At 29.8% G+C, this 23,850-nt stretch carries 27 protein-coding genes; 6 read left to right on the forward strand and 21 right to left on the reverse strand.

What is annotated here, in order from left to right:
* Positions 1-20 precede the first annotated feature (20 nt).
* The 3 genes from CLAU_RS03570 to CLAU_RS03580 form a co-directional block, all read right to left on the reverse strand.
* Complete coding sequence (locus CLAU_RS03570; RefSeq protein ID WP_023161960.1) at positions 21-716, reverse strand: hypothetical protein; 696 nt, start codon at positions 714-716, stop codon at positions 21-23.
* 66 nt (positions 717-782) lie between these two features.
* A complete protein-coding gene (locus CLAU_RS03575; RefSeq protein ID WP_023161961.1) occupies positions 783-1,901 on the reverse strand; it encodes a D-glucuronyl C5-epimerase family protein in 1,119 nt (372 codons plus the stop codon).
* Positions 1,902-2,122: 221 nt separating this feature from the next.
* Positions 2,123-3,055, reverse strand: a complete 933-nt coding sequence (locus CLAU_RS03580; RefSeq protein WP_144289750.1) for a GGDEF domain-containing protein — start codon at positions 3,053-3,055, stop codon at positions 2,123-2,125.
* A gap of 499 nt (positions 3,056-3,554) precedes the next feature.
* Here CLAU_RS03580 and CLAU_RS03585 point away from each other — a divergent pair, with 499 nt between their 5' ends.
* Positions 3,555-4,154: a tyrosine-type recombinase/integrase gene (locus CLAU_RS03585; protein ID WP_023161964.1), complete on the forward strand. Its 600-nt coding sequence runs from the start codon at positions 3,555-3,557 to the stop codon at positions 4,152-4,154.
* A 43-nt stretch (positions 4,155-4,197) separates the two neighbouring features.
* On the opposite strand, the gene CLAU_RS03590 is transcribed toward CLAU_RS03585, so the two are convergent.
* The 5 genes from CLAU_RS03590 to CLAU_RS03610 form a co-directional block, all read right to left on the reverse strand.
* Positions 4,198-4,695 (reverse strand): GNAT family N-acetyltransferase, encoded by a 498-nt coding sequence (locus CLAU_RS03590; RefSeq protein ID WP_023161965.1) that lies wholly within the window; start codon positions 4,693-4,695, stop codon positions 4,198-4,200.
* A gap of 105 nt (positions 4,696-4,800) precedes the next feature.
* A complete protein-coding gene (locus tag CLAU_RS03595) occupies positions 4,801-5,448 on the reverse strand; it encodes an ABC-2 transporter permease (RefSeq protein ID WP_023161966.1) in 648 nt (215 codons plus the stop codon).
* Entirely contained in the window at positions 5,448-6,293 is an 846-nt protein-coding gene (locus CLAU_RS03600; RefSeq protein ID WP_023161967.1) for an ABC transporter ATP-binding protein, read from the reverse strand. The genes CLAU_RS03595 and CLAU_RS03600 overlap by 1 nt, the downstream gene beginning before the upstream one ends.
* Entirely contained in the window at positions 6,290-6,520 is a 231-nt protein-coding gene (locus tag CLAU_RS03605) for an AbrB/MazE/SpoVT family DNA-binding domain-containing protein (RefSeq protein WP_013239335.1), read from the reverse strand. The genes CLAU_RS03600 and CLAU_RS03605 overlap by 4 nt, the downstream gene beginning before the upstream one ends.
* A 116-nt stretch (positions 6,521-6,636) precedes the next feature.
* A complete protein-coding gene (locus tag CLAU_RS03610) occupies positions 6,637-7,119 on the reverse strand; it encodes a DUF2127 domain-containing protein (protein ID WP_029702722.1) in 483 nt (160 codons plus the stop codon).
* Between the two features lie 249 nt (positions 7,120-7,368).
* Between CLAU_RS03610 and CLAU_RS03615 the strand changes: the two genes are divergently transcribed.
* The gene (locus tag CLAU_RS03615; protein ID WP_023161969.1) at positions 7,369-7,974 is read left to right on the forward strand and encodes a DUF1847 domain-containing protein; all 606 of its coding nucleotides are present in this window, start codon (positions 7,369-7,371) and stop codon (positions 7,972-7,974) included.
* Positions 7,975-8,105: 131 nt separating this feature from the next.
* Here CLAU_RS03615 and CLAU_RS03620 read toward each other — a convergent pair whose 3' ends face one another.
* The 4 genes from CLAU_RS03620 to CLAU_RS03635 all read right to left on the reverse strand — a co-directional run bounded on the left by CLAU_RS03620 (position 8,106) and on the right by CLAU_RS03635 (position 10,899).
* On the reverse strand, positions 8,106-9,026 hold the full coding sequence (locus tag CLAU_RS03620) for a SufB/SufD family protein (protein ID WP_013239338.1): 921 nt from the start codon (positions 9,024-9,026) through the stop codon (positions 8,106-8,108).
* Positions 9,027-9,758, reverse strand: a complete 732-nt coding sequence (locus CLAU_RS03625) for an ABC transporter ATP-binding protein (protein WP_013239339.1) — start codon at positions 9,756-9,758, stop codon at positions 9,027-9,029. It abuts the gene before it with no gap.
* A 128-nt stretch (positions 9,759-9,886) separates the two neighbouring features.
* On the reverse strand, positions 9,887-10,426 hold the full coding sequence (locus tag CLAU_RS03630; RefSeq protein WP_013239340.1) for a permease: 540 nt from the start codon (positions 10,424-10,426) through the stop codon (positions 9,887-9,889).
* The gene (locus tag CLAU_RS03635; RefSeq protein ID WP_013239341.1) at positions 10,423-10,899 is read right to left on the reverse strand and encodes a permease; all 477 of its coding nucleotides are present in this window, start codon (positions 10,897-10,899) and stop codon (positions 10,423-10,425) included. The genes CLAU_RS03630 and CLAU_RS03635 overlap by 4 nt, the downstream gene beginning before the upstream one ends.
* Positions 10,900-11,092: 193 nt before the next feature.
* Here CLAU_RS03635 and CLAU_RS03640 point away from each other — a divergent pair, with 193 nt between their 5' ends.
* Positions 11,093-11,431, forward strand: coding sequence for a PadR family transcriptional regulator (locus tag CLAU_RS03640; protein ID WP_013239342.1), 339 nt, complete (start codon positions 11,093-11,095; stop codon positions 11,429-11,431).
* Between the two features lie 337 nt (positions 11,432-11,768).
* On the opposite strand, the gene CLAU_RS03645 is transcribed toward CLAU_RS03640, so the two are convergent.
* A complete protein-coding gene (locus CLAU_RS03645) occupies positions 11,769-12,803 on the reverse strand; it encodes an L-threonylcarbamoyladenylate synthase (RefSeq protein WP_029170167.1) in 1,035 nt (344 codons plus the stop codon).
* Positions 12,804-13,130: 327 nt separating this feature from the next.
* Between CLAU_RS03645 and CLAU_RS03650 the strand changes: the two genes are divergently transcribed.
* Entirely contained in the window at positions 13,131-14,261 is a 1,131-nt protein-coding gene (locus tag CLAU_RS03650) for a DUF362 domain-containing protein (RefSeq protein WP_013239344.1), read from the forward strand.
* 136 nt (positions 14,262-14,397) lie between these two features.
* Here the strand turns inward: CLAU_RS03650 and CLAU_RS19885 are convergent, their stop codons facing one another.
* The 4 genes from CLAU_RS19885 to CLAU_RS21050 all read right to left on the reverse strand — a co-directional run bounded on the left by CLAU_RS19885 (position 14,398) and on the right by CLAU_RS21050 (position 16,398).
* Complete coding sequence (locus tag CLAU_RS19885) at positions 14,398-14,613, reverse strand: MerR family transcriptional regulator (protein ID WP_013239345.1); 216 nt, start codon at positions 14,611-14,613, stop codon at positions 14,398-14,400.
* A gap of 196 nt (positions 14,614-14,809) precedes the next feature.
* The gene (locus CLAU_RS03655; protein WP_013239346.1) at positions 14,810-15,772 is read right to left on the reverse strand and encodes a DUF2935 domain-containing protein; all 963 of its coding nucleotides are present in this window, start codon (positions 15,770-15,772) and stop codon (positions 14,810-14,812) included.
* Between the two features lie 182 nt (positions 15,773-15,954).
* Positions 15,955-16,167: a hypothetical protein gene (locus CLAU_RS21045; protein WP_013239347.1), complete on the reverse strand. Its 213-nt coding sequence runs from the start codon at positions 16,165-16,167 to the stop codon at positions 15,955-15,957.
* Positions 16,168-16,185: 18 nt separating this feature from the next.
* On the reverse strand, positions 16,186-16,398 hold the full coding sequence (locus CLAU_RS21050; protein ID WP_013239348.1) for a hypothetical protein: 213 nt from the start codon (positions 16,396-16,398) through the stop codon (positions 16,186-16,188).
* 546 nt (positions 16,399-16,944) lie between these two features.
* Between CLAU_RS21050 and CLAU_RS03675 the strand changes: the two genes are divergently transcribed.
* Together CLAU_RS03675 and CLAU_RS03680 are read left to right on the forward strand one after the other, a co-directional pair.
* Positions 16,945-17,493 (forward strand): tyrosine-type recombinase/integrase, encoded by a 549-nt coding sequence (locus CLAU_RS03675; protein ID WP_023161971.1) that lies wholly within the window; start codon positions 16,945-16,947, stop codon positions 17,491-17,493.
* Positions 17,494-17,836: 343 nt separating this feature from the next.
* The gene (locus CLAU_RS03680) at positions 17,837-19,219 is read left to right on the forward strand and encodes a radical SAM/SPASM domain-containing protein (protein ID WP_013239351.1); all 1,383 of its coding nucleotides are present in this window, start codon (positions 17,837-17,839) and stop codon (positions 19,217-19,219) included.
* Between the two features lie 244 nt (positions 19,220-19,463).
* Here the strand turns inward: CLAU_RS03680 and CLAU_RS03685 are convergent, their stop codons facing one another.
* Genes CLAU_RS03685 through CLAU_RS03700 form a run of 4 tightly spaced genes read right to left on the reverse strand, consistent with a single transcriptional unit; the run spans position 19,464 to position 23,702 of the window.
* Positions 19,464-20,882: a HAMP domain-containing sensor histidine kinase gene (locus CLAU_RS03685; RefSeq protein WP_013239352.1), complete on the reverse strand. Its 1,419-nt coding sequence runs from the start codon at positions 20,880-20,882 to the stop codon at positions 19,464-19,466.
* On the reverse strand, positions 20,866-21,555 hold the full coding sequence (locus tag CLAU_RS03690) for a response regulator transcription factor (protein ID WP_013239353.1): 690 nt from the start codon (positions 21,553-21,555) through the stop codon (positions 20,866-20,868). The genes CLAU_RS03685 and CLAU_RS03690 overlap by 17 nt, the downstream gene beginning before the upstream one ends.
* Positions 21,556-21,613: 58 nt before the next feature.
* Complete coding sequence (locus CLAU_RS03695) at positions 21,614-22,774, reverse strand: ABC transporter permease subunit (RefSeq protein WP_013239354.1); 1,161 nt, start codon at positions 22,772-22,774, stop codon at positions 21,614-21,616.
* A complete protein-coding gene (locus tag CLAU_RS03700; RefSeq protein ID WP_029170168.1) occupies positions 22,767-23,702 on the reverse strand; it encodes an ABC transporter ATP-binding protein in 936 nt (311 codons plus the stop codon). Before CLAU_RS03700 ends, CLAU_RS03695 begins: the two co-directional genes overlap by 8 nt.
* Positions 23,703-23,850: the final 148 nt, after the last annotated feature.

A 23,850-nucleotide genomic window follows, 5' to 3' on the forward strand; every position in this document is an offset into this window, starting at 1 on the left:
AAAATTCATCAAACACATTTTCAAAGCATTATATATATTTTATCCGACAGTGTAAGCTCTCTAGGATTCCAACACCTTTTAGGACATTTCATAATTTTATATGACATATGCAAATTATTTATGAATTTATAAAACTCATTATCAAGCCAGGGAGGAGTCCAACTCCCCGACCTACATATGTGAATAACATTTATGTTCTTATTTACTAAATGCTCCACCTTAGGATATTTTATAGAAAACGATTTATTTATTTCCTCAAATTCACCTTTTTCTTCATAAGTATAAGGGCTGTAAACTATATTTGCCTTTTTTATAATACTGTTTTTTAAAAGTTTTCCAAGCCAATTGGCACAATTCAATTCAAAATCAAGTGACTTCATCCCGCCGTAACCCAAATCAGAATGTGCATCAAAATTTATAACTTCATCACAATTATTGTTTTGAGCTATGAAATAAGAAAACTTATGGGAATCAGATACATATACCTTAGCTTTACTTTCTATGGAAAAACATTGTTTTATTTTACTCCAAAAGCCTTTCAGTTCATTACCGGTTCTAACTGTTTTTTCAATGTTTTCTCCCATTTGCCTATTTTTAAAATATCTCCTATACCACAATATAATATTTGTTCTCTTATTCTCAATATAAGAGCCACACCATTCCTCTCTTACAGGAATAAAATAATCCCAATCAATGCTGAGAAGATTTTTTTTCATAGCAATACACCTCACATATAACTATAATGTTACACCTCCAGCACTAATTTTTAAACCTTTGAAATACTAATTTTTAACATAAGACATCCACATATTTCTTATATTTTTATAATATTCATCCCCCGTAATATTATAAAGTACATTCATTTCTTCAATGTGAATACAATGATAAAAGTCAGAACTACTAGGAGGTCCATTTTTTATAATGTGATATAAATCATAGGATGTGAAGTTACCTATATCATAATACGGCAGTATATATTTTAAGCTTAGAAGTCCTTTATTCCAGTATCTTTTAGCCACGTTAGAATAGTATATATTTTGAGGACAGTGTACACTGCTCCAATCATATAAACCTATCAATGTAAATATATACCCGTTTAATGTATAGGTAGACGTTTTTCCCACATACTGCTGAAAAAATATCTTGTCTTCAAGGCTTTTATCTAAAGCACCTAGATTATCCATAACACCACCTTCTGAAACAGGCGTTAAAAGATATTTAAGCACTCTCTGCCCTGCATTTATATACTTTGAATCTTTAGTTAAATGATAGGCTCTAGTAAATACACTAAGTGCCTGACCCTGGGACATACTTGAAGCCCATCCCTCATTTAAGCATTCATAATATCCAAATTTAAACTCATATCTTAGAGATCCATCTTTTTTTATACTTTTTATTAAAAAATTCGCTGTATTTAAAAATTTATCTTTATTAGTTCCAGTATCCATATACCCATCATATAAATAAAGTGCATATTGACATATAGTAACTGCATTGTAATAAAATTTCCCATTGTATTTTACCATGGGTATACCGTTTTTATCATATTTAAAGCTAGGTGACTCAAGATAAGCCCAATTAGGTTGATAATTAAAATATTTTTTTACAGGATTATATTCTCCATATAATGTGTAATTACACTTATTGCTTTTATAATAATCTACACCACTTTTTCCAATATTCATATACTCCGGGAGGAAAGAATACTTATCCAAAACGGGCACTTTTCTCTCAGCCAGCAGCTTACATATTTTTGCTTCGTTTGTAATACTTTTAGGCATATTCTTATTTTCTAAAACTATATTATATCCTTCTATAGCTTTTGAATATTTCTTTTGATTTTGCAATTTTCTACTATTTTTTAGTATGTTTTTGGCTTCATTTTCAGATACTTCACCCACTTTTAAAAGCCTTTGCTGCTCCAGTAAACACAATTATGTTGATAACCAAAATTGTAACTGTACATATTATCTTTGCAATTATATTTTTTTTAAATTTCATATTTTCTCCTTTTATGACTTTCAAATAATATTAACCTATTACAACTTTTAATATTATTTTCTAATACATAAAAATATATTCTAAACTTTAATCATGTCTTTCCCGCTTTATAAATAAAAAATCAATAATATGGAATTACCTTATTTCTACCTGTATGCTTTGCTTCATATAGAGCGATATCTGCACTTTCTATGATTTGTTTAACATTATTTACAATATCAGGATAAGTTGTAACCCCAATAGATACAGAAATACTAATTTTTTTACCTGTGGATAGTATAAACTCATGCTTTTCTATTGCTTTCCTTATTTGTTCACCAATTTCTATAGCTTGTCTATTAGGACAGTCTATTAATAATATTGAAAACTCTTCCCCACCGTTTCTTGAAATTATATCAAAAGATCTGCATACTGTTTTGAGTATTAAAGCAATTTGTTTTAGCACTTCATCCCCTGAAGGATGACCATATGTATCATTAATTTTTTTAAACCAATCAATATCTATCATAATAAGTGAAAGCCTTTCTTTTCTTTCAGCTGCCCTTTTAGATAAATCATTAAACAAGTTGTTAAAATTTCTAACATTATTAAGCCCAGTTAAAAAGTCTCTGCAGGAATCTTCCTTAAACTTCAAAAACAACAAACTTGATTGATTTATATACTCGCAAAGATAATATATTATAAATCCAAATATAATTGTTAAAATTGAATATATAATGAATGCTTTGTAAATTGTATTATTGATTTTTGCAGTTGACGATACTATATTCATAAAAAGGAAATGCAAAATCAAGCTGCTGATAATCATGCATAGCCATTTTTTTGTTTTCTGTAAACTGCATTTAGAAATAATCCCACAACTAATACTTAATATTGTAATGAACATAATTAATGTTTCATAACTCATTAACCCAAATACTATTGAAAAAAAAGAAATTACTACCCCTGTAATAAATGAACATAAGAAGCCGCCATTTATTGCTGAAATAAGTATAGCAAAATTTTGAAAATCTACCGGTATGTAACCTTTATCTTTCATAATAAAAGGTATCAAAAATCCACCTAAAACTCCTGAAGTAATTGCATATAGAACTCTTATCCTTACAGGAGACGATGGGTTTAATAAATGTTCTTTATTTTTAAAAAATTGACTCCATATAAAAAAAAATGAAATGAAAAGAAATATACTATTAAGTAAATGTCTTGTAATAAATAAATAATTATTTATAGGGCAACACCTCAAAACCTGGAAATTCCACCCTGTTTAATAAAGAATATTATAAGAGTATCTTACACATTTTAACTTATTTTTTATATACATTATTATTTAGGACGAAATAAATATTTTGTTCTAAAAATGATGATTTTATACTCATTTATTTTAATTTAATTTCATAAATTGAAAATAATTACATACTTTATTCCATTTTATTGAAAATAATAACATTACTTTGATATTATTATTATAATAATTGGATTTTACGCAATATTATGTTATAATTTATAATACAAAATATTTATAATGTACAATTATTTTGAAAAGAGGAAACTAAATGGAAAGAAAAGATGACAGAAAAGTAAAATATCTTACCCAAGAAGAAGTAAAAGATCTTTTTAAAGCCATTATTAATTTAAATAGTACACATGCAGTTAGAGATTTAGCAATTTTTAGAGTTGCTTATAGGTGCGGCTTGAGAGCTTCAGAAGTTGGTTTAATTAAATTGGAAGATTATAATGCTTCCAAAGGTGAAATTTACTGCAAAAGATTAAAGGGCAGTTACAATAATACTATAAGACTTGATATTAAAACTAAAAATGCATTAGATACGTATATACATGAAAGCAAATTATCATCTAATTCTGAATTTTTATTTAAAAGCCAAAGAGGGAAACCAATTTCCAGACAAACTCTTGATTATATGATGAAAAAATATTGCTCCTATGCTAATATTTATGATAAAAGTAAATATCATTTTCATTCTATAAAGCATACTACAGCAGTTCATTTAGCAGAATCTGACATGGATATAAAAGAGTTACAATGGTGGCTTGGGCATAAGTCTGTTACAAATACAGAAATATATTTTCAATTTACAACAAAACAGCAGGAAAAGATGTATTCCAAGCTTGAGGCAAAAAGTGAAATGATTTAAAAATATATAATTACTGCATTTTGTCGATATTTTAATTTTTAACTTACTTATTTAATTTTTTATTAAATCTAACAGCATACGTTAAATATGGCTCTCCAAAATATTCTTCTTTATCTTTTATATATCCATGTTTTTTATAAAATGAAATAGCTCTACTATTTTCCTTAAAAGCCCATATTACAATTTCTTTATAACCATATTTAAACGCCTGCTGCTCTGTAAAGTTAAGTAATTGACTTCCAATTCCTTGATTTTGATAAGCCTCGGAAATATAAATACGCCAAACTTCAAAAGCTCCTATTTTATCGTTGTCAACTGTATCTCCAATAGATAATATTGCTGCAATATGCCCATCACATTCATAAACATAGTTTGATAATCTACCAGATAAGAAATCTGCTTTCAATCTCTTTTTCCTATTAAAACAGCCATTATCATTGAGCAATTGTTCATTTACATAGCCATCATATACAGACCTCCAATTATCATTGATAATTTTACAAACAATTTCTATATCTTCTTCTTGAAGCAAACGTATCATTTAATTTCTTTCCTTTCTAAATTGTAATTTATCTCTTTTTTGCCCTTATAATTAAGGTAGCATGAATTTCCTTATAGTTATCTAATTTTTCTTTAAAACCATCTATCATAAATCCAAAGTTTCAAAAGATTTAACTGATTTTCTGTAAGCAGCATATGTGAGAAAAGTATAAACTATTGTTCCCACTGCCAACACAATCAACTTATAAGCAAGATATTGAGGGTCTTTTGTGTCCAGATAATCTCTTACAAAAGGTACGATATGCACACTAGTTTCTGCAATTACTATGTAAACAAATATAACAGTACTTGACCATATAAAAGCAGTTCCTACCTTGTTAATGTCCTTATAATAAATTTCAAAGAAAATGTAATTAAATAAACCAAGCATTATAAGTGAAAAACCGAACAAAGCAATATTTGCATCCATACCAACTTGATTACCTGGTAATGGAAGGTTTTGACGTATGATTGCAAAAGGTATTGCTGCAATTATCTGTGCTAATTCTAAAAGAATTACAAAACCAAATCGTGACTTTACAATATCTTTTTTAGCAATAGGAAGTGTTAGGGTATAAAAAACATCATTGTTCTCCCTGCCGTTTAAGCAAGTGAAAAACACAGCCAATCCTGTATAAAAAAACACGATATAATAGGGATAATTAGGTATTATTAGCATAGTTGAAAGGATGATGAAAATAGGTGCTGTGGGATGCATAGAAAGAAATATTTCTTTTTTTAAAAGTTTTTTCATTACTTTTCCTCCTCCTTTTCAAGATGAACCATAATTGACTCTAAATCTGCATTTATATAATCAATACCTATATCTGAAATATCATCTGTTCTGATAAGTGCTGAAAAACCGTTTTTACTCCTTTTACAACCAATCAACTTTGGCTGCAAATTTTCGGTTAATTGATCTTTCGTAAGTTGCAAAACCTTGTAGCTATCCACAAATGATTTAATATCCGAATCGGCAAGAATCATACCGTTTTTGATATATATAATGTTATCGGCACACTTATCAAGATCAGAAGTAATGTGAGTTGAAAACAATATGGTAATTCCATTGTCACAAAGTCCCATAAATACATCTAACAAATCATCCCTTGAAACAGGATCAAGTCCACTCGTAGGTTCATCAAGAATAAGCAGCTCTGCATTATGTGACAATGCAAGAGTTAACGCATATTTGACCTTCATACCCGCCGATAACTGTGCAGGTGTTTTGTTTTCATCTAACTTAAACATGTCCATATATTTAGAATAAGCAGTATTATCCCATTTATCATAAAATGATTTGGTAATATTGGTAATCACTTTAATTTTTTTCTTTGTATAATAATCAATTCCACCTAAAACAAAGCCTACACGCTGCTTGGTTAAAAATTCACTATTTAAAAAGTTATTACCAAAAAATAAAATTTCCCCATTATCGGGATGTACAAAATTAAACAATGATTTTAATGTTGTAGATTTACCTGCTCCATTTCTACCTATAAATCCTGTAATTTTCCCTTTTTCAAGGGAAAATGATACATCTTTCAGTTCAAAAGCAGGATATTTCTTACATAGACTTTTTACTTCAAGTACACTCATTCCTTATCACCTTCTCTTTCAGAAATATCTCCGTCGAAAATTGTTTCGGTTAATTTAGTAAAAAGTGACTTTGGAGGTATAGCAATACCTTTCTTCTTATCAGCAAGAACTATAATAGTATCACCGGGTTTGATGTCAAAAATGTCTCTAGCTTCCTTTGGTATAACAAATTGACCTTTTTCACCGATTTTTACTGTCCACGCATACTTGTCTTTTGGGTGCTTCATATTATTTCCTCTTTTCATTATTAATATTGTATGATAAGTATGATTTGTATAACTAAATTATACTCAGTTATTTTAAAAAGTCAAGATTTTGAAAAAAAATTGCCTCAGCTATGCTTTCAATTATGGAAACTTTTTATTCTTCTATATTCTATGAAAGTTAATATTATCATTATAATATCAAAAACAGTTAGTATTATTAGCCAACTTGAAGGATGAAGTATATATCTATAAATTTGGTAAATTATAAACAAAATCAATGACATTATAGTAAGTGGATAAGCCCAAGACTTTCTTTTCCATAGAAATATTATAAGAATTAATTTGACTATTCCATGAGAAATCAAATAGAACACCCCAAAATATTGCGTACTTATGGTAAATTTTGAACTTAATTTTATCATAAAATTTGCAATAACATCTCTTGGATCTTCCGATAACTCATGTTGTGTTAACAAAACAACTAAATCGCTTAATCTATTTGGATTTAAAAAAAGTAATAAAACTCCACCTATAATTTCTAAAAAACCATCAATAAATTTTATTAATATTCCAATTTCAAATCCTTTATGAAATATATTACTATTTGTACTAAATTTCATTAAGTTCGATATTATAATCACCTGCTCTCATTACTACTTAAACTAAATAATAAATTATAATACTTATTATTTATATATTTGCTTTATTAATTCATATTGTAAATTGTCTTTCTACTTAACCTATATTATAAATAATGATATAATTCACTTATAAGTTGATTCGCAAAGGTAAAATTAATACGAAGTAAATTATTAAATGAAATATGATGTTAAAATATTTGTAAACATTATAGGAAAGATGGGATTTTTATGTATTATTGCGCATTATGTACTATTCATGCTTGTAATAAAAAGGAATTGGATAAAGCGCCAAAAAATTGTCCAAGTCTTGATGAGAAAATGAAAAAAATTAAAGAAGTCTATAAAGATGAAGAAAATTTTAAAATTGCTAAAGCATCAGCATTAGTTGTGAGTGAGGGATATGGTGAAAAGACAAGATTAGAAGAAACAATTGATTTTGCTAAAAGATGTCAGTATAAAAATATAGGAATTGCATTCTGTGTTGGCCTATCTAACGAAGCTAAGATTTTAAGTAAAGTTCTTAGTTATAATGGATTTACTGTAAATTCTGTAATTTGTAAAAATGGAGGTATATCAAAAGATTTTATTGATATAGATTCAAATGTACCAATGTGTAATCCAATAGGTCAGGCGAATTTTTTAAATGAAGCTAAAACAGATTTAAATATTATTTTGGGCTTATGTGTTGGACATGATTCTTTGTTTATAAAATATTCAGAAGCTCCAATAACTGTTTTTGCAGTAAAAGATAGGATTTTGGCACATAATCCATTAGGCGCAATATATCAAGCAGACTCTTACTATAAAGACAAGCTATTTCCTAAAAAGAAATAACACTATCTTTATAATAAGACATTAGTACACAATCTTTATATTATGTGACATAAAAATAGAATTAATGCGGTGCAAAAATATATTACTTAAAAATTGCTAGTTGAGAGTAAACATGATGATGGTACTACCCCCTATTTAAGAAATCCTTTCAATATAGTATCTTCAGCTTCTTTTTCCGAAAGTCCTAATGACATAAGTTTTATAAGCTGATCACTAGCAATTTTTCCTATAGCAGCTTCATGTATAAGTTGTGAGTCTGAATGAAATGCTGATATTTTAGGTATAGATTGTACCGTTGCTTCATCCATTATTATGGAATCACATTGAATATGACCCCTGCATCTCTCATATCCAGACATATTTAAATGAAATAGTTGTTTTGACTCGTCTCGTGCTACAGAACGAGAAATTATTCGTGCAGAAGAATCTCTTCCTACCATTTCTACATTTATCTTAGACTCTGCATCTTGATTTTTATATGTAAGAAGTCTCTCTGATACTACAGCTCTAGCATTTTTATGAAGCTTTATTTCTGTATCCCTTTTAGTACTGCTTACTCCTTTTATTTGGACTAGCTCTAATTCAGCAAATCCTCCTTCTTCAACTTCTATTATTGTTTTAGGATTCAATATTCTCTCACCATTCCCACTGCCTTCTCCAAAATGTCTCTCTACATATTTTATGCGAGCACCTTTCCTGACAAAAAATTCATGGACTCCATCATGCTGGGATTTTTTCTCACCTGGATTATGTATACCACAACCTGCCACTATAAGTACATCTGACCCCTCACCAATTTCAAAAGTGTTATACACAACATCATTTAACCCTTCTTGTGTTAAAATTACAGGTATATGTACACTTTCACCTTTAGTACCAGGTTTTACTATTATGTCTATACCCGGCTTATCTTTTTTTGTAACTATATCTATATTGGCTGTAGTATTTCTTGCAACCTTTTCTCCGTTTCTTCTTATATTATAAGCACCAATTGGCAATTCATGAAGTCCTGACATTTGACTTAACATACTTTTATCCAATTCATCCAACATCTAAAAAGTACCTCCTTTTTGACAAATCTCGCCGCATTTACAATTATCATTCTTTTTTATTTTATCAAGTATATTCTCTTTTGAAGTTATTTCTTTAATTTGACCATCTGCAAGTATGATAACCTCATCTGCTAAATTTAAGATTCTCTCTTGGTGAGATATTATAATTATAGTAGTTTCTTTATTTTTATTCATATCTTCAAAAGTTTCAACTAACTTGTTAAAACTCCATAAATCTATTCCTGCTTCGGGCTCATCAAACAATGCAACTTCGAGGTTTCTAGCAAGTATAGTTGCTATTTCTATTCTCTTAAGTTCACCACCAGAAAGACTTGAATCAACATCCCTATTTATATAATCTTGAGCACAAAGTCCTACGTCCTGAAGTAATTTACATGTATTTACCTTATTATCCCCTGCAGCTAGGTTTAGCAATTGATTTACTTTTATACCTTTAAATCTTGCAGGCTGTTGGAATGCAAATCCTATACCCTTTTTAGCTCTCTCGGTAATATCTAAATCTGCGATATTTTCTCCATCTAATAATATATCTCCCGAAGAAGCTTTATATATTCCCATTATTGTTTTGGCTAAAGATGATTTACCACCACCATTTGGGCCAGTAATTACATATATTTTATTCTTTTCAAACTTTAAGTTTATATCTTTTAAAATATCGATTTTTCCATTATCATTTTCTATTTCAAGACATAAATTTTTTAATTCTAACATCTATCTAATCCTCCTTATTATATTAAAATTATTTTACACTATTATATTAAAGTTATTTTTATACTGATGTCTAATAAATATATTGCATATGTATTAGCAGTCATTATATCATCTATTCTATTAAATTTTTATTTAAGTATTTCAACATTTTCATAAATGGTTTTCTTCTCATTAGATGAAATAACTTTATCTGTAATATATGCTATTATAATAATTACAGGTATATCGATAGCATATCGGGTAATCATAAATTTCCATCCCATTACTGATGCTTCAAATAATGATATAGGTATTTTTGTAGCAGACCATGCTCCTATAAAAATTAGCACATTGAAAAAAGCACTTCCCTTTTTCATCAAAACTGCAGCAAAAGGAAAAGAAACATATACCGGTCCAGCAGCAAATGAACCTAATAGAAAAGCAATAATCATACCTTTTAATCCTGAACCTTTTCCCATAAGTTTTATCATTGTTTCCTTTTGTACCCAAGCATCCAAAAGCCCCATCAAAATAAAGATCGGTGGCATAATAGCAAGCAATTCCTTTAAATTATCTGCCGTTCCCTCTAACGAATTTATTCCCAATGAAGGTTTTACTAACAATAAAATTAAATTTATTATTAAAATAATACCAAAAGTTCTATATCTTTTTAATATTCTTTTCATCATATTAACACTCCCATCACAAAAGCAATTGCAAAAGAAAACACAAGGGCAAGTGAATTTCTAACATATGTGGCTTTCTTACCCCAATATTTTGATTCAATAGGAATTGTAATAATTCCAACCATGACTGACGTTGATATAAGCATTGTTATTTGAGCCATACCAGCTCCATTTTTTAACAAAGTAGCTGCTAATGGAAATGTAACAAAACCAGGTATTACAGTACAAGATCCAATAAGTGCAGCTAACGCTAAACCTAATATACCAGATTGATGACCCATTATTTTTGAAATAACCCGCGGGCTTAAAATAGCAAGCATAATTCCTATAATAAACAATATGGAAAGGAATAACGGCAAGATATTTTCAAAAGACTTCCAAGCTTTTTTTAGAGCCAGTAAAGTTTTTTCGTGGCTTTTAATTAATGATACAAGTAATAAAATAAACATTAAAAAGTATAATCCCATAGTAAACATAAAATTCTTTTACCTCCTCATATAATTAGTTGTGTAAAATTAAACACTATAGTGTAATAAATATAATAGTGTATTTAACACTATTAGCATACATCTATTTTTTGATAGTGTCAATAACATTAATATATTATTTGCAATAAGGTGTATGAAGTAATATAATGTTATTATACTATAAATAAAAAGGAGATATTTTATGGCTGGTAAAAGAAAACAATCTCGTCATCTTCCTGCATTTATTTTACTGACACTAGCTGAAGGTTCTGCATATGGTGGTGCAATATATACTTCACTTATAGAAAATATACCTGATTTTCAGTGTGACCAAGGAGCTATATACCGTACTCTTAAGCAACTTGAAGATGATGGTGCAGTAATATTTTCGTGGGATACAACTAATTCAGGACCTGCCAAAAAAATCTATACTATTACTGACACCGGATTGAATCAACTTGATGATTGGAAAAATGATATAGAAAAAAGAATTCTATATTTAAAATATTTTTTAGATAGATATAAAAATTTAAAAAAGTAGAATACTTTTGGAACTATCCATATAGTTAGTTTCTTATTGTATATTTTCGTTTTTACATATGAATGATAGTTAAGCTATAAAACTCAATGCCATGTTTTCATACATGAAATTAAATATACAGCCAATAATGGGGCTGAACGTTCAACATACACATCTTTATTTATTTTGTAAACTTCTTATTTTGTTTACTAACTAAGACCATACGATAGATATTAATCCTATCATATGGTCTCTATATACAACTACTATACTCATAAATTACCCTTATATGGTGCATACTTTTCAATACATGACACGGCTGACTATCCCATCAATTACTTGATTTTTTATAGTTAATTTATATATTAATAACATCCCCTGCACTTGCTTTTTCTAATCTATTTATTATAGAATTTCCTAGTCCACTGTCTTTAGGTGCTTGCACATAAATATGACTTATATTCAATTTATCACATTCTCTAAGCAAATCAAATGTCTTTTGTGCTGCTGCATTTAACGTTTTAAAACTTCCTAAGCTATATACATGCTCATAATTTTTAAAATCTTTTAAAAATTCCTGAAAACAAATTACAGCATTTTCTTCATTTGCATTTTCTTTAATCCATTTAGATGTTTTTGCATAATCTCCTTTAACCAATGTTACTGGTGCATCTGGCGCATAATGCCTATATTTCATTCCTGGAGCCTTTGGAATTTCATTTCCTTTAACACTTAACAAATTCTTTTTATATACAAGATTAGGAATTACCTTACGTATATCATCCAAGCTTATAGCCCCAGGTCTTAGAAGTACTGGATCCGGAGTCGACATGTCTATAATTGTTGACTCTAATCCAATTGAACATGGACCTCCGTCCAAAATACAAGGGATTTTTCCATTTAAGTCATTATAACAATGCTCAGCACTAGTAGTTGACGGTTTCCCTGATAAATTTGCAGATGGAGCTACTAGTAGAGTTCCGCTTTCTTTAATTATAGCTCTTGCTACTTCACTTTTTGGGAATCTAACTCCCACAGTTTTCATTCCTGCACTAACTGTATCTGAAATACAATCTTTTTTATTGAAAATCAAAGTTACTGATCCCGGCCAGAAAGCATCAAATACTTTCTCTGCATCTTTATGAATATCCTTACATATATCATAAACTTGTTCTAATTTATATATATGTACCAATAATGGATTGTCTTGTGGTCTTCCTTTAACTTTAAATATCTTTTTTACTGCATTTTCATTAAAAGCATCTGCAGCTAATCCATACACAGTTTCCGTTGGAATTGCAACAACTTCCCCCTTTTTTAGATATTCTGCACCTTTTACAATGTTCTGGTAATTAGCATTTAAATCTTTAACATATAATACTTCTGTTTCCATAGCTTTTACCACCATTTATAATTCACCTTCTATTTCTGTAATATGTGTGCTACATAATTAATTTTAACTTCATAATATTTTGCTATTTTGTATTAACTAGCATTAGTTATATGTTACACCGTATTACTCAATTTTCAAAGTATTGTTCTATGTCTTTTTCATTACAATCTTTAAATTCATAAAAAATCTCTTGACCTAAAGCTAACTTTATCCATTACAATAAATATGATATAGTAAATTTAGAATTAGGAAAAGGAAAATATAGGTCATTTTACCGCACATAATACATAAAATCAATCAATAATTTTTAAAACAGGGGTGATTATAATGAAAAAGTCAAAGGTATATTTTACAGATTTTCGTACAAAACTTGGAGAAGGTCTTCCAACCAAGTTAAAAAAGCTGATTAAAAAGGCAGGTATCGAACAAATCGACATGGATAACAAGTTCGTCGCCATCAAAATGCACTTCGGTGAGCTAGGCAACTTAGGTTTTCTGCGCCCAAATTACGCAAGAGCTGTAGCCGACGTTGTTAAGGAACTCGGCGGAAAGCCATTCTTAACTGACTGTAATACCCTGTACCCTGGCAGCCGCAAGAATGCCCTTGAGCACCTGGAATGTGCATGGGAAAACGGCTTTACTCCTCTTACAGTAGGCTGTCCTGTTATCATTGGTGATGGTCTAAAGGGTACCGATGACATCATGGTACCGGTAATAGGTGGTGAATATATAAAAGAGGCAAAAATCGGTCATGCAATTATGGATGCTGACATACTTATCAGCCTCACTCACTTCAAAGGCCATGAAGCAGCCGGCTTCGGTGGTACCATCAAAAACATTGGTATGGGCTGCGGCTCTCGTGCTGGGAAAAAAGATCAACATATTAATGGTAAACCTAATATCATACAGGAGAAGTGTAAGGGGTGCCGCAGGTGCCAAAGAGAGTGCGCCAATAACGGTTTGATGTTTGATGATGTGAAAAAGAAAATGACTATCAATACAGAAAATTGTGTAGGCTGCGGACGCTGCTTAGGTGCATGTAATTTTGGCGCTATCGCATTTACAAACTGGGCAGCCAATAAGGAATTGAATTGCCGCATGGCGGAATACACCAAAGCGGTAGTAGACGGCCGCCCTTGCTTTCACATTTCCCTTGTGATAGACGTTTCACCTAACTGTGACTGCCACAGCGAAAATGATACTCCGATCCTTCCAAATCTAGGAATGTTCGCTTCCTTCGATCCGCTAGCACTGGATCAAGCCTGTGTGGATGCCTGTATGTCAGCTGCACCGCTGCCAAACAGCCAATTATCAGACAATATGTCAAAACCTAACTTTAAAGATCATCATGACCATTTTACCAACTCCACACCGGAATCGGAGTGGAGTACCTGCCTCGCCCATGCAGAAAAAATAGGTCTTGGCAGCCGTGAATATGAGTTGATTACTATCAAGTGATTCTTAGGTTCAGATGGAGTTTGCTTATAATGATGACTTTCTCCAGCTGAACCTTATTAACAGTATTCTTAGTGTCTTTAGCACTTAGAATACGTTATCCTTTAGGGGAATCACTTATCCAGGTGCATAACAGTGCTTATCCCCCACTTTGATAAAAGATGGGGGTAAGTGCCATGCCTGTATTCTTTAAACATTCTATCATTTTCAGACATTCAATGTCAGTATCATCGAATACTCGAATATTCCCATGCGTTCTATTGACAAGAGGAAGAAGCCCTTCTTTGTCATAGTAACGCAGGGTTGATATAAATATACCTAGCATCTTTGAAATATCGCCAATAGAATAGGTCATAATTACCTATAATAAATTTCAATTCAATGTTGACCTAAAGTTAGGTTTAAGTATTAGAATATACTTATTATAAAATATAAAAAAACTTGTTCAGGGCTAAAAAATCATATAAATAAGAAAAAGAGTTAGAAAAAATATCTGACTTCTTACTCGGAAACGAAAATACCACTTATGCACCTTATTTTATCGCAAAAAGCTATTTATAAATATTCTCTAGATTTTTTATGCTATCCATTTCTCTGTTTATATTTTTATAACCTTTTAACAGCCTAATATAATGATTGGCCTCCCTAACTACGTGGTCACCAAGTAGAGGATAAGCTATGGATCTAATAGTACAATTTATCAAACCTTCTGTTCCCTGTTTTTTGAAATTTCTAATTCCCACAGTAGCATTTAATGTTTTTTCACTCACCTCAGGCAACAACCCTATATTCTGTGTTAAAGCTAAAGATTCTTGAGTTAATTGATCAAATTTTTTACCATAATCATTAGCTGTATCAAATAATTTAACTTCTGTTGGATCTAATAAACCCCGTATAAATTTTGCATGTTCTGCCATAATTCTATTCCAAAAACCTTCTTGATAAACAGCCTCTTTAACTAAATCCATTTCTTCCCGATTTTGCAATTTAACTAACATTCTTAAGTAAAATTTAGCTTCTCTTAATATATGATCTATAAGTAGCGGGTAGTTTGTAGTAAATGTTTTGCAAGTTAGGACATCATTTAATAATCTCGACTTAAATAAAGCTATCCTATTTGTTGCAGCCATTGCTCTATTATTTAACATAGCTACAGTTCTAACAAGTTCGTCACTGTCATATCTACCCTGTACTAAGTTTAATTCCATTCTTGTAACATTACTGTCAATTTTAATTGCCGAATAAAATTCAGTTTCTCTTTCTGCATTTAGCGTTAAATCTGTCACTAATTCTCCAGAGTGCGCTACTTCAGGACTGATGATTCCTTCAGAAAGTCTAATGGTCTCAATAAGTAACTGGGTAAATTCATTTTTCAACATATTTGCCTGACAAGCTAATTTGTAGTCTCTAGATGTTAATCCTGCCTCAAGAAAAATAGCATGCTCCTTGGCAATTCTCATAAAGAATAAATTTAACTCTAGAGATTGTTTAACAAATTTCATATTGGATAACATTATATATACTTCCTTTTTTACATACTCGTTTCATTTTATTCTAAAGTTATATTACATGTGCAAAAAATTTTTAACATAATTGCTCTTTACATCACATTATTAGGTATACTACTAACGGCTGTAATATCTATCTAATAACAGCCGTTACAATTATATTTATATATCGTTTCCAATTATATTTATTATTCATTCTTGTTAAAATTTTTAATTTGCTTTGTTCTTAAATCTACTTCCATTGTATATTGAACCCTAGAAGCATTTTTAGATTCATCTGCATCCTTATTTTTATAGTAAGTTACATATATCGAACAGGTGCTATTATGCATATCAAAATCTATATTGGGTTTATATCCACTAAGTACTTCTTTCATATTTATTTTTTTATCTATTATCATTGTATATATCATCTATTTCTAGCTTGCTTTTATCATATAGAAAATCATCCTCATTAGGTTTGTAGCTTTTATTCCTGGTGCAATATTAACTTTTTTATCAATTTTTAGTGCCTGAGTATCAGTTACCTTGATTGCTTCCTTTAAGGTACTTACTTTTTTAAACTTCTTCTTTCTTTTTGTTGTTTTAAAAGATCCCGATCTAAAATCTTCATGTCTATTTGCTTTTAACATTACGACATTTTTCTTCTTAATTCTTTTTCATATATTTAATTTTTTTATAATATTCCTTCTATTTAAAAATTCTTGTCTTGCCTTTATAGCATGTACCAAACTAATTATCCAAAAGATATACCAAACTTTATAAGCTATATTTCCTTGATCAAGCAGTGTCAAAATAAAAAGTATAGCATATACTAATGCTGCATATATCAACCATTTATTTTTAAAAACAAAACCTGCGTATATAAAAAATAACCAATTAAACATAAATGCAATAAATACAAATATTATTGATAATACACCCTAATCTATAACCATAAAATAGATACTGTCAAAGTTCATAAAATAGAAAGATTTGAGTTTATCAAGACTAGAGAATAGAGAAGCTATGCAAGGTTTCAAGCGTGCCAAGAAGAAATTACTATGCATGGGATAAAACGACTGAAAGTCAAAGATCAACGGTTATGTAATGCATGAGAAATATTATTTTTTGTTCCAATGTATTGTTTTTATGATATAATATATAAAACAATACATAACTTTTAGGAGGAAAAAGTGATGGTTGTGGATCCAATTAGAGATAAAAACAAGATAGACGCATTGCTCATGCATTTAAAGGATAAAAGTGAAAGGGACTGGCTGTTAGCAAAATTTCAATTAAACACGGGATTAAGGATTAGTGACGTAATTAAAGTTAGAGTACAGGATCTAATGACTTCCTATCTTAGTCTCAAGGATGATCTTATGATTCAAAAAAAGAAAATCAAATTAAATAACAGCCTTAAAAAAGCTCTAAATGCCTATATAGAGCATAATAATCTTGGACAAACTTTTTATATTTTTCAGAGCAGAAAAGGCTTAAATAAACCCATAAGTGTCACACAAGCTTACAGGATTCTAAAGTCTACAGCTGTAAGTCTGCATATAAATAATTTTGGTACTCACAGCTTAAGGAAAACATGGGGATACTGGACTTATAAGGCGAGCAGATACAATATTGGTCTTATTATGTATACATTTAATCATTCATCAAAAAAGATCACTCTTAGATATATTGGGATACCTCAGGAAAATAAAGATGAATTATATTCTTTAGTTCAATTTTAATTTATCCGATGACTACCTGCTCTAATATTCCCACGCACACAGCGAAAGCGATTATCACCAAATCAAAGATTTGGGATATCTGCTTGCACACAGCGAAAGCGACTATCACCAAATCAAAGATTTGGGATATCTGCTTTTCTCCAAGTGGGAATAAAGGGCATCTACGTCCCTGGATAACGCTTTCTAAGTGCTAAAGCACTAAGAATACTGTTAATAAGCATCAGGTGGAGTCAAAACTCCATCTGATGCTAAGAACTCTGTTTATAGCACTCGCATAATATACTAAAAATTTTATAGGAATATGAATAGAAAAATTTTTTTAATTTGCTAGGAGGAATCTTATATGAAAATAAAAAATGCTTTAGAAAAAAACACTAAACAAGCTATTGTAAACAAAATCGTTAATTATCTTGATAAAAACCCAGGAGAAAATGTAGATAAAATATTTTCAGCTATTAAACTGCTGACAAAAGATAAATCTGCATTGGCTCAGATTGAGTTTGTTGAGAATTACTACAACAACGATAAATCCAAGCATGAATTTATCCAGGATATTTTAAAAAATACAGATACTAAATGTTTAAAGAAGTTTTTTACTAACTTTTTTGCAAATGCAAATTGGTATGCTGGCCCTAAGAGGCAAAAATACATGGATGAGGAGAATACTAAAATACCCTTTGTCATGCTTCTAAGTCCATCTATGAGGTGCCCACTTCACTGTAAAGGATGCTATGCTTCAAGCTACAGTAAAAAAGATGATATTCCTCCTGAAGAAGTTGATAGAATTATAGGAGAAGCAAGAGATCTTGGAATTTATTATATTATTATTCTAGGTGGCGAACCTTTCTTCAACGATTATCTTCTGGATATATATGAGAAATATGACGATGTAATGTTTACACCATTTACTAGCGGACTTTTACTCAATGAAAAAATTGCAGATAGAATCAAGAAATGTGGTAACGTAATACCTATGCTTTCAATTGAAGGATTTGAAAATGATACTGATGCTCGTAGAGGAAAAGGAACATACCAAAAAGTTTTAAAGGCTATGGACATGCTCCATGAAAGGGGTATATTATTCGGAGTATCTTCAGCAGTTACAAGAACTAATATAAACACCGTACTCAGTGATGAATTTACCGATATGTTAATTGAAAAAGGTTCGAAAATGAGCTGGTACTTTTTATTCATGCCTGTTAATGGCGAAGATGAAGATTTTAATATGATGCTTACAGCAGAACAAAGAGATTACCTTGGAAAAAGGGCCCGAGAAATAAGAGCTAATAAACCATATTTTACTTTAGACTTCTTCAATGATGCTCCGTATGTAGGTGGGTGTATAGCAGGTAAATATTATTTTCATGTAAATTCAAAAGAGGATGTTGAACCTTGTATATTTTCTCACTTTTCAACAGTTAACTTAAAGGGCAGGCATTTAATTGATGCTTTTAGAGATCCTTTTTTCAAAAAGCTAAGGTCAATACAGCCTTATAATAAAAATATGTTAAGACCGTGTATGATGATAGATAACACGAATGTTATAATTAATGTATGTAAGGAGGTTGGAGCAAAGCCTGACGATTCTGGAGCAGAAAAAATGCTTCATGACAATGAATTTCATAAAAAAATAACAAAATCAGCAGAAGATTTTGTTCCATATGCAGAAAAAACATGGGATGAAGTTTTCAAGAAAAAAGGTAATGATAATTTTGCTAAAGGATAAGACAATAATAAGGAGCAAACTAAACGTCTATTGGTGTTCTTTCCAGAAACAGATGGCTTTTAAACTACCCGTTTCTGGAAGGACAAAAATCGATAAACCTCAGTGGTTTGGGGACAGAGTCCCCAGGTTAAGCTTCCTTATTTAAGACTTCACTAAATGAAAGATAAAATTTTTTCATATAAAAATGCAAAACTGTTTAACACCATATATAAAATGGCATCAAACCGTCTTTGGAATTAGGTCATTAACATGGATGATATACTTTGAATACTAATTTATTATCTTGCTTATAAGCTTTTACAAATCCACCATGAAGTTTTACTATGTTTTTAACGATCGATAAGCCTAAACCGCTGCCTTCTTTTTGTCTAGATGAGTCTTTTTTATATAATCTTTCAAAGAAGTTTTCCAGATCATCCTTTGAAATTGGATCATTAGGAATGTTTGACACTGAAAGCACTGCATAAGGCGTATTATTAAAAATTTCTTTACTAATATTAAACTCCACAACTGTATTTTCTTTGGAATATTTAAATGCATTACTTAAGAGATTATTCACAGCCCTTAAAAATAAATTAGGATCTGCTTCAATATAAATAGATTCCTGGGGCAGATTAATTGAAAGCTTTAATCCATTTTGTGTGAATTCGTCTTCCTCTTCTTCAGCTATCTGTCTTGCAAGTTCATTTAACTCAAGTTTCTGCTTTTCAAGTATGATATCATTTGAAGAGAGCTTTGAGTATTCAAAAAAATCATCAAGCATGTTTTTTAAATAAATACCTTTCTTATTCATTATGTCAACGTAATTATCAAGTTCATTTTTTGACTCATACTTATTATTTTTAATCATATTTATATATCCAAGGATAGTAGTTAACGGAGTTCTCAAGTCATGAGATATATTGGTCATGAATTCGTTTCTGCTTTTTTCTTCTTTCTCAATTTTTGAAGCCATGTAGTTTATGTCTTCGGCAAGCTCACCTAATTCATTTTTGTATTTTAATGGAACACGATTGGATAATCTGCCTTCTGCAATATTTCTAACTGTTGACTTTATTTTAGATATATAGGAAATACGCTTCCATATGAGCAAGAAAAAAATAATTGCAAAAGTTACAATCCATAGTATACCTATATTGTTTTCAGTGTCTAATTTTCCATAACCTATATATATATAATATAAATAGTATCCATCTTTTAAGTAATCACACCTGGTTATTTTAAATATGTTATCTCTACCAGTATCTAAAAATTTAAATGTATTTTTACCGTCTGCAATTTCATGAATATCTATATTTTTAATTTCTCTATTATTTGCAGCTATTACCCTTCCATCTTTTTTTACCACAAAAATATAACATGACATATTAAATTCTCTATCCATATATTTTTGTAGTTTGCTGGAATTATTAATATCCATGTTTTTTAAATCATCTTCAATCCTAGAAACTATATGTCTATGTATATATATAGGAGTGTCTTTAGAATTGTTCAAAAATGATCCTAAAATATATTCCTTTAAAAAAACTACAAGCATAAATGATATAAGTCCAGAAACAATTGCACAAAAAACTAGTTCACTCCTAAGTTTAAATATTCTTTTTAATTTTAAAGTTACAGAAAATAGTATTATAACAATAATAAGTTCAAATATCGTTCTCAATTTTATAACCAACTCCCCAGATAGTTTTTATATATTTGCCCTTCTTAATGTTATCACCTAGCTTGTTCCTCAAATTTTTAACATGCATGGTTACAGTATTGTCATTTTCCATAAATGTATCTTTCCAAAGCATTTCATAAAGCATTTTGGTTGAGTACACCCTGCCTTTATTTGATGCCAGTGTGTATAAAATTTCATATTCCTTGGGAGTTAATACTATTTCTAAGTTGTCTTTTTTTACTGTATGTTCTAAAGTATTGATTTCAATATCCTTAACATTGAGTATATGATTTTTCACAGCATGATTAACATTACTTCTTCTAAGTATAGCCATGACTCTTAATGAAAGTTCCGTAAAATCGAAGGGCTTTACTATATAATCATCACAGCCATCTATAAATCCCTTTATTTTGTCTATTTGCTGGTCTTTTGCAGTAAGCAGTATAACAGGTATGCTTGAAAATTCTCTGAGCTTAATGAGCATTGTATAACCATCCATTTTAGGCATCATAACATCTAGAAGTATTAAAGAAATCGGTTTTGATTTTACAATCTCAAGTCCGTCTTCTCCATTACAGGCAGCCTGCATGATATAACCTTCTTTAGAAAAATAATTTACAAGCATTTCTCTTATATCTTTGTCATCATCTATTATTAATATATTTTCTTTCATAACTATCACCCAATTCAAAATTATATCACTTTTTACTTAGGGTATATTAGAAAATCAACTAGTCAAGATCTCTCTTTCCAAAAACATAAGTACTTAAAAACATCATAACTAAAGTCCACAGAAAACATACAATCAAAACAAAAGACACATTTATACTACTAGCAAGTTTTAAAGAAATATCTCCGGATAAGGTACCCAAACTATCAACCATATATGGGATAGGTAAAAACTTTACAAAAGCGCCATATTTAGCTGCTGCAAGATATTTACCTGAAAAACAAAAGAGGTACCAGAATTGTGTTCCTGCAATTAGTATGAAGCTTGCAAGCGATGAAATAAGTGAATTCCTGCAAATAGTTGATATAAACATAATTATTGATATAATAGCTATTGAAATAACTATTAAAATTAATATAAGTTGAAGAATTACACTCCAAACAGGAATTATTGACATACTTCCACTTACGTACTTCATTTGAGAAGTCACTGGACTTAATGGTAGTGATTTATCTAAAACATATTTTGCACTTACATCAAAAGGCAATCTATAATCTGAAAAGCCTAAGTGAATTCCAGCTTCCACTATAAATATTATAGTACTTATAATTATAGTGCCTGCACTTAAAATCACTGAAACAATAAACTTGGATGTTATGATTTTTTTTCTTGAAATAGGCTTAGCAATTAAAGCCTTAATTGTATTGGGTGAATATTCCCCTGATACTATGTCAGATGACAATACAATAGGAATAATCAAAAAAAGCAATACAAAATATTGTAAAATATCTATAGCTGCATACATTCCCTTTGGTGTTAACTCACTTTTTTCTATATTGTGTTCTTTTTCATATTTCAATTGAAGTATTTTGTATTCATTTTTAGGATTATTTTCTTTTTCCAATTTTTGAATTTGTTTATCTAATTTTGATTTATCATAGTTATTTATTTGATTTAGCATGTCTTCTTTGTCATCTATTTCTTTTTGAGTCTCCAATATATCTCTAGAAATATCTGCCTTTTTAAATTCAGTATCAGCTTTAGTTTTGTCTATCTTTAGACTGTTAAGAAGAACTTTATCTTTTTGAATTTGTACTTCTACAGTATCTATTTTTGAGATTCTCATTAATCCAAAAGCTATTGTAATAATGAGAATGACAATAAGCGCAATTTTCTTTTTCATCATAACTCTTTTAAGTTCCTGCCATATATATTTACTCATCACTATCTTCTCCCATCATCTTTATAAATTTATCTTCTAAATTTTGCTTTACTTCAAAGAAACCTTCTACATTTATTCCAGCCTCATGTAAATTTTTTAATATATCAAAAATATCATGTAACTCAGTATTTATTAAGATTGAAATACCATTATTTTTTACCTTTAATATTTTTACATTGGCTATATTTTGAATGATTTCTGATGATTTTTCTGGAAAATTAGTTTTTATAAACATATTTTTTTCACTACTAACTTTTGCGTTATCACCTATTTCCTGAATATTAATAATTTTTCCGTCATCTATAAATACAATCTTTGTACATATATTTTCTATTTCACTTAAGATATGTGAAGATATAAAAACACTTACTCCTTTTTCTTTAGCTAAAGTGTTTATAGTGTTTTTAAGTTTAAAAACTCCCATAGGATCCAGTCCATTTGTAGGCTCATCTAGTATTAGTAATGATATATTTCCCATTAGTGCTTCTGCAAGCCCCAGTCTTTGTTTCATACCTAGAGAATATTTTTTTACTTTCTCATCAATTTTTTTACCTAAATCAGATGATTTTACAGCACCTTCTATTTGATTTTTTGTTACATCTTTAAGTACGCTTGATATATAATTTAGGTTTTGCCTTCCTGTCATATATCCATACATCACTGGTGTTTCCACTACTGCTCCAACATTTTTTAAAGCCTCTTCTCTTTCAGTCTTAAGATTTTTTCCACAAATTATTACTTCGCCTTCATCAGGAAACAGCATGCTTGTTATAATTTTAATCAATGTGGTCTTGCCTGCACCATTTCTGCCTACAAAGCCACATATCTCGCCTTTATTTATAGAAAAATTAACATCAGTTAATACCTGCTTTTTACCTCTCTTTTTAGAAATGTTTTTTAATTCTAAAACCTTCTCCGCCACTTTCATCATCCTCTTTTAATAAATTTTATTTGCTACCAATATTTACAATTATAAAAGGCAAAAATATATTAAAAGTGTATTAAAAATAAAGAAAAAATAAATTTATTACAAAAGGGCCATACCTAAATATGGATATTAGTCAATTAATTTATGT

It is taken from the genome of Clostridium autoethanogenum DSM 10061, assembly GCF_001484725.1.
Classification (GTDB): Bacteria; Bacillota; Clostridia; order Clostridiales; family Clostridiaceae; genus Clostridium_B; species Clostridium_B ljungdahlii.

Bases quoted from the DNA above. Each gene is read 5' to 3' on its own strand.
- CLAU_RS03570 (WP_023161960.1), bottom strand. From the start codon at position 716: ATGAAAAAAAATCTTCTCAGCATTGATTGGGATTATTTTATTCCTGTA.
- CLAU_RS03585 (WP_023161964.1), top strand. From the start codon at position 3,555: ATGGAAAGAAAAGATGACAGAAAAGTAAAATATCTTACCCAAGAAGAA.
- CLAU_RS03590 (WP_023161965.1), bottom strand. From the start codon at position 4,695: ATGATACGTTTGCTTCAAGAAGAAGATATAGAAATTGTTTGTAAAATT.
- CLAU_RS03595 (WP_023161966.1), bottom strand. From the start codon at position 5,448: ATGAAAAAACTTTTAAAAAAAGAAATATTTCTTTCTATGCATCCCACA.
- CLAU_RS03600 (WP_023161967.1), bottom strand. From the start codon at position 6,293: ATGAGTGTACTTGAAGTAAAAAGTCTATGTAAGAAATATCCTGCTTTT.
- CLAU_RS03605 (WP_013239335.1), bottom strand. From the start codon at position 6,520: ATGAAGCACCCAAAAGACAAGTATGCGTGGACAGTAAAAATCGGTGAA.
- CLAU_RS03610 (WP_029702722.1), bottom strand. From the start codon at position 7,119: ATGAAATTTAGTACAAATAGTAATATATTTCATAAAGGATTTGAAATT.
- CLAU_RS03615 (WP_023161969.1), top strand. From the start codon at position 7,369: ATGTATTATTGCGCATTATGTACTATTCATGCTTGTAATAAAAAGGAA.
- CLAU_RS03620 (WP_013239338.1), bottom strand. From the start codon at position 9,026: ATGTTGGATGAATTGGATAAAAGTATGTTAAGTCAAATGTCAGGACTT.
- CLAU_RS03625 (WP_013239339.1), bottom strand. From the start codon at position 9,758: ATGTTAGAATTAAAAAATTTATGTCTTGAAATAGAAAATGATAATGGA.
- CLAU_RS03630 (WP_013239340.1), bottom strand. From the start codon at position 10,426: ATGATGAAAAGAATATTAAAAAGATATAGAACTTTTGGTATTATTTTA.
- CLAU_RS03635 (WP_013239341.1), bottom strand. From the start codon at position 10,899: ATGTTTACTATGGGATTATACTTTTTAATGTTTATTTTATTACTTGTA.
- CLAU_RS03640 (WP_013239342.1), top strand. From the start codon at position 11,093: ATGGCTGGTAAAAGAAAACAATCTCGTCATCTTCCTGCATTTATTTTA.
- CLAU_RS03645 (WP_029170167.1), bottom strand. From the start codon at position 12,803: ATGGAAACAGAAGTATTATATGTTAAAGATTTAAATGCTAATTACCAG.
- CLAU_RS03650 (WP_013239344.1), top strand. From the start codon at position 13,131: ATGAAAAAGTCAAAGGTATATTTTACAGATTTTCGTACAAAACTTGGA.
- CLAU_RS19885 (WP_013239345.1), bottom strand. From the start codon at position 14,613: ATGACCTATTCTATTGGCGATATTTCAAAGATGCTAGGTATATTTATA.
- CLAU_RS03655 (WP_013239346.1), bottom strand. From the start codon at position 15,772: ATGTTATCCAATATGAAATTTGTTAAACAATCTCTAGAGTTAAATTTA.
- CLAU_RS21045 (WP_013239347.1), bottom strand. From the start codon at position 16,167: ATGATAATAGATAAAAAAATAAATATGAAAGAAGTACTTAGTGGATAT.
- CLAU_RS21050 (WP_013239348.1), bottom strand. From the start codon at position 16,398: ATGTTAAAAGCAAATAGACATGAAGATTTTAGATCGGGATCTTTTAAA.
- CLAU_RS03675 (WP_023161971.1), top strand. From the start codon at position 16,945: ATGGTTGTGGATCCAATTAGAGATAAAAACAAGATAGACGCATTGCTC.
- CLAU_RS03680 (WP_013239351.1), top strand. From the start codon at position 17,837: ATGAAAATAAAAAATGCTTTAGAAAAAAACACTAAACAAGCTATTGTA.
- CLAU_RS03690 (WP_013239353.1), bottom strand. From the start codon at position 21,555: ATGAAAGAAAATATATTAATAATAGATGATGACAAAGATATAAGAGAA.
- CLAU_RS03695 (WP_013239354.1), bottom strand. From the start codon at position 22,774: ATGAGTAAATATATATGGCAGGAACTTAAAAGAGTTATGATGAAAAAG.
- CLAU_RS03700 (WP_029170168.1), bottom strand. From the start codon at position 23,702: ATGAAAGTGGCGGAGAAGGTTTTAGAATTAAAAAACATTTCTAAAAAG.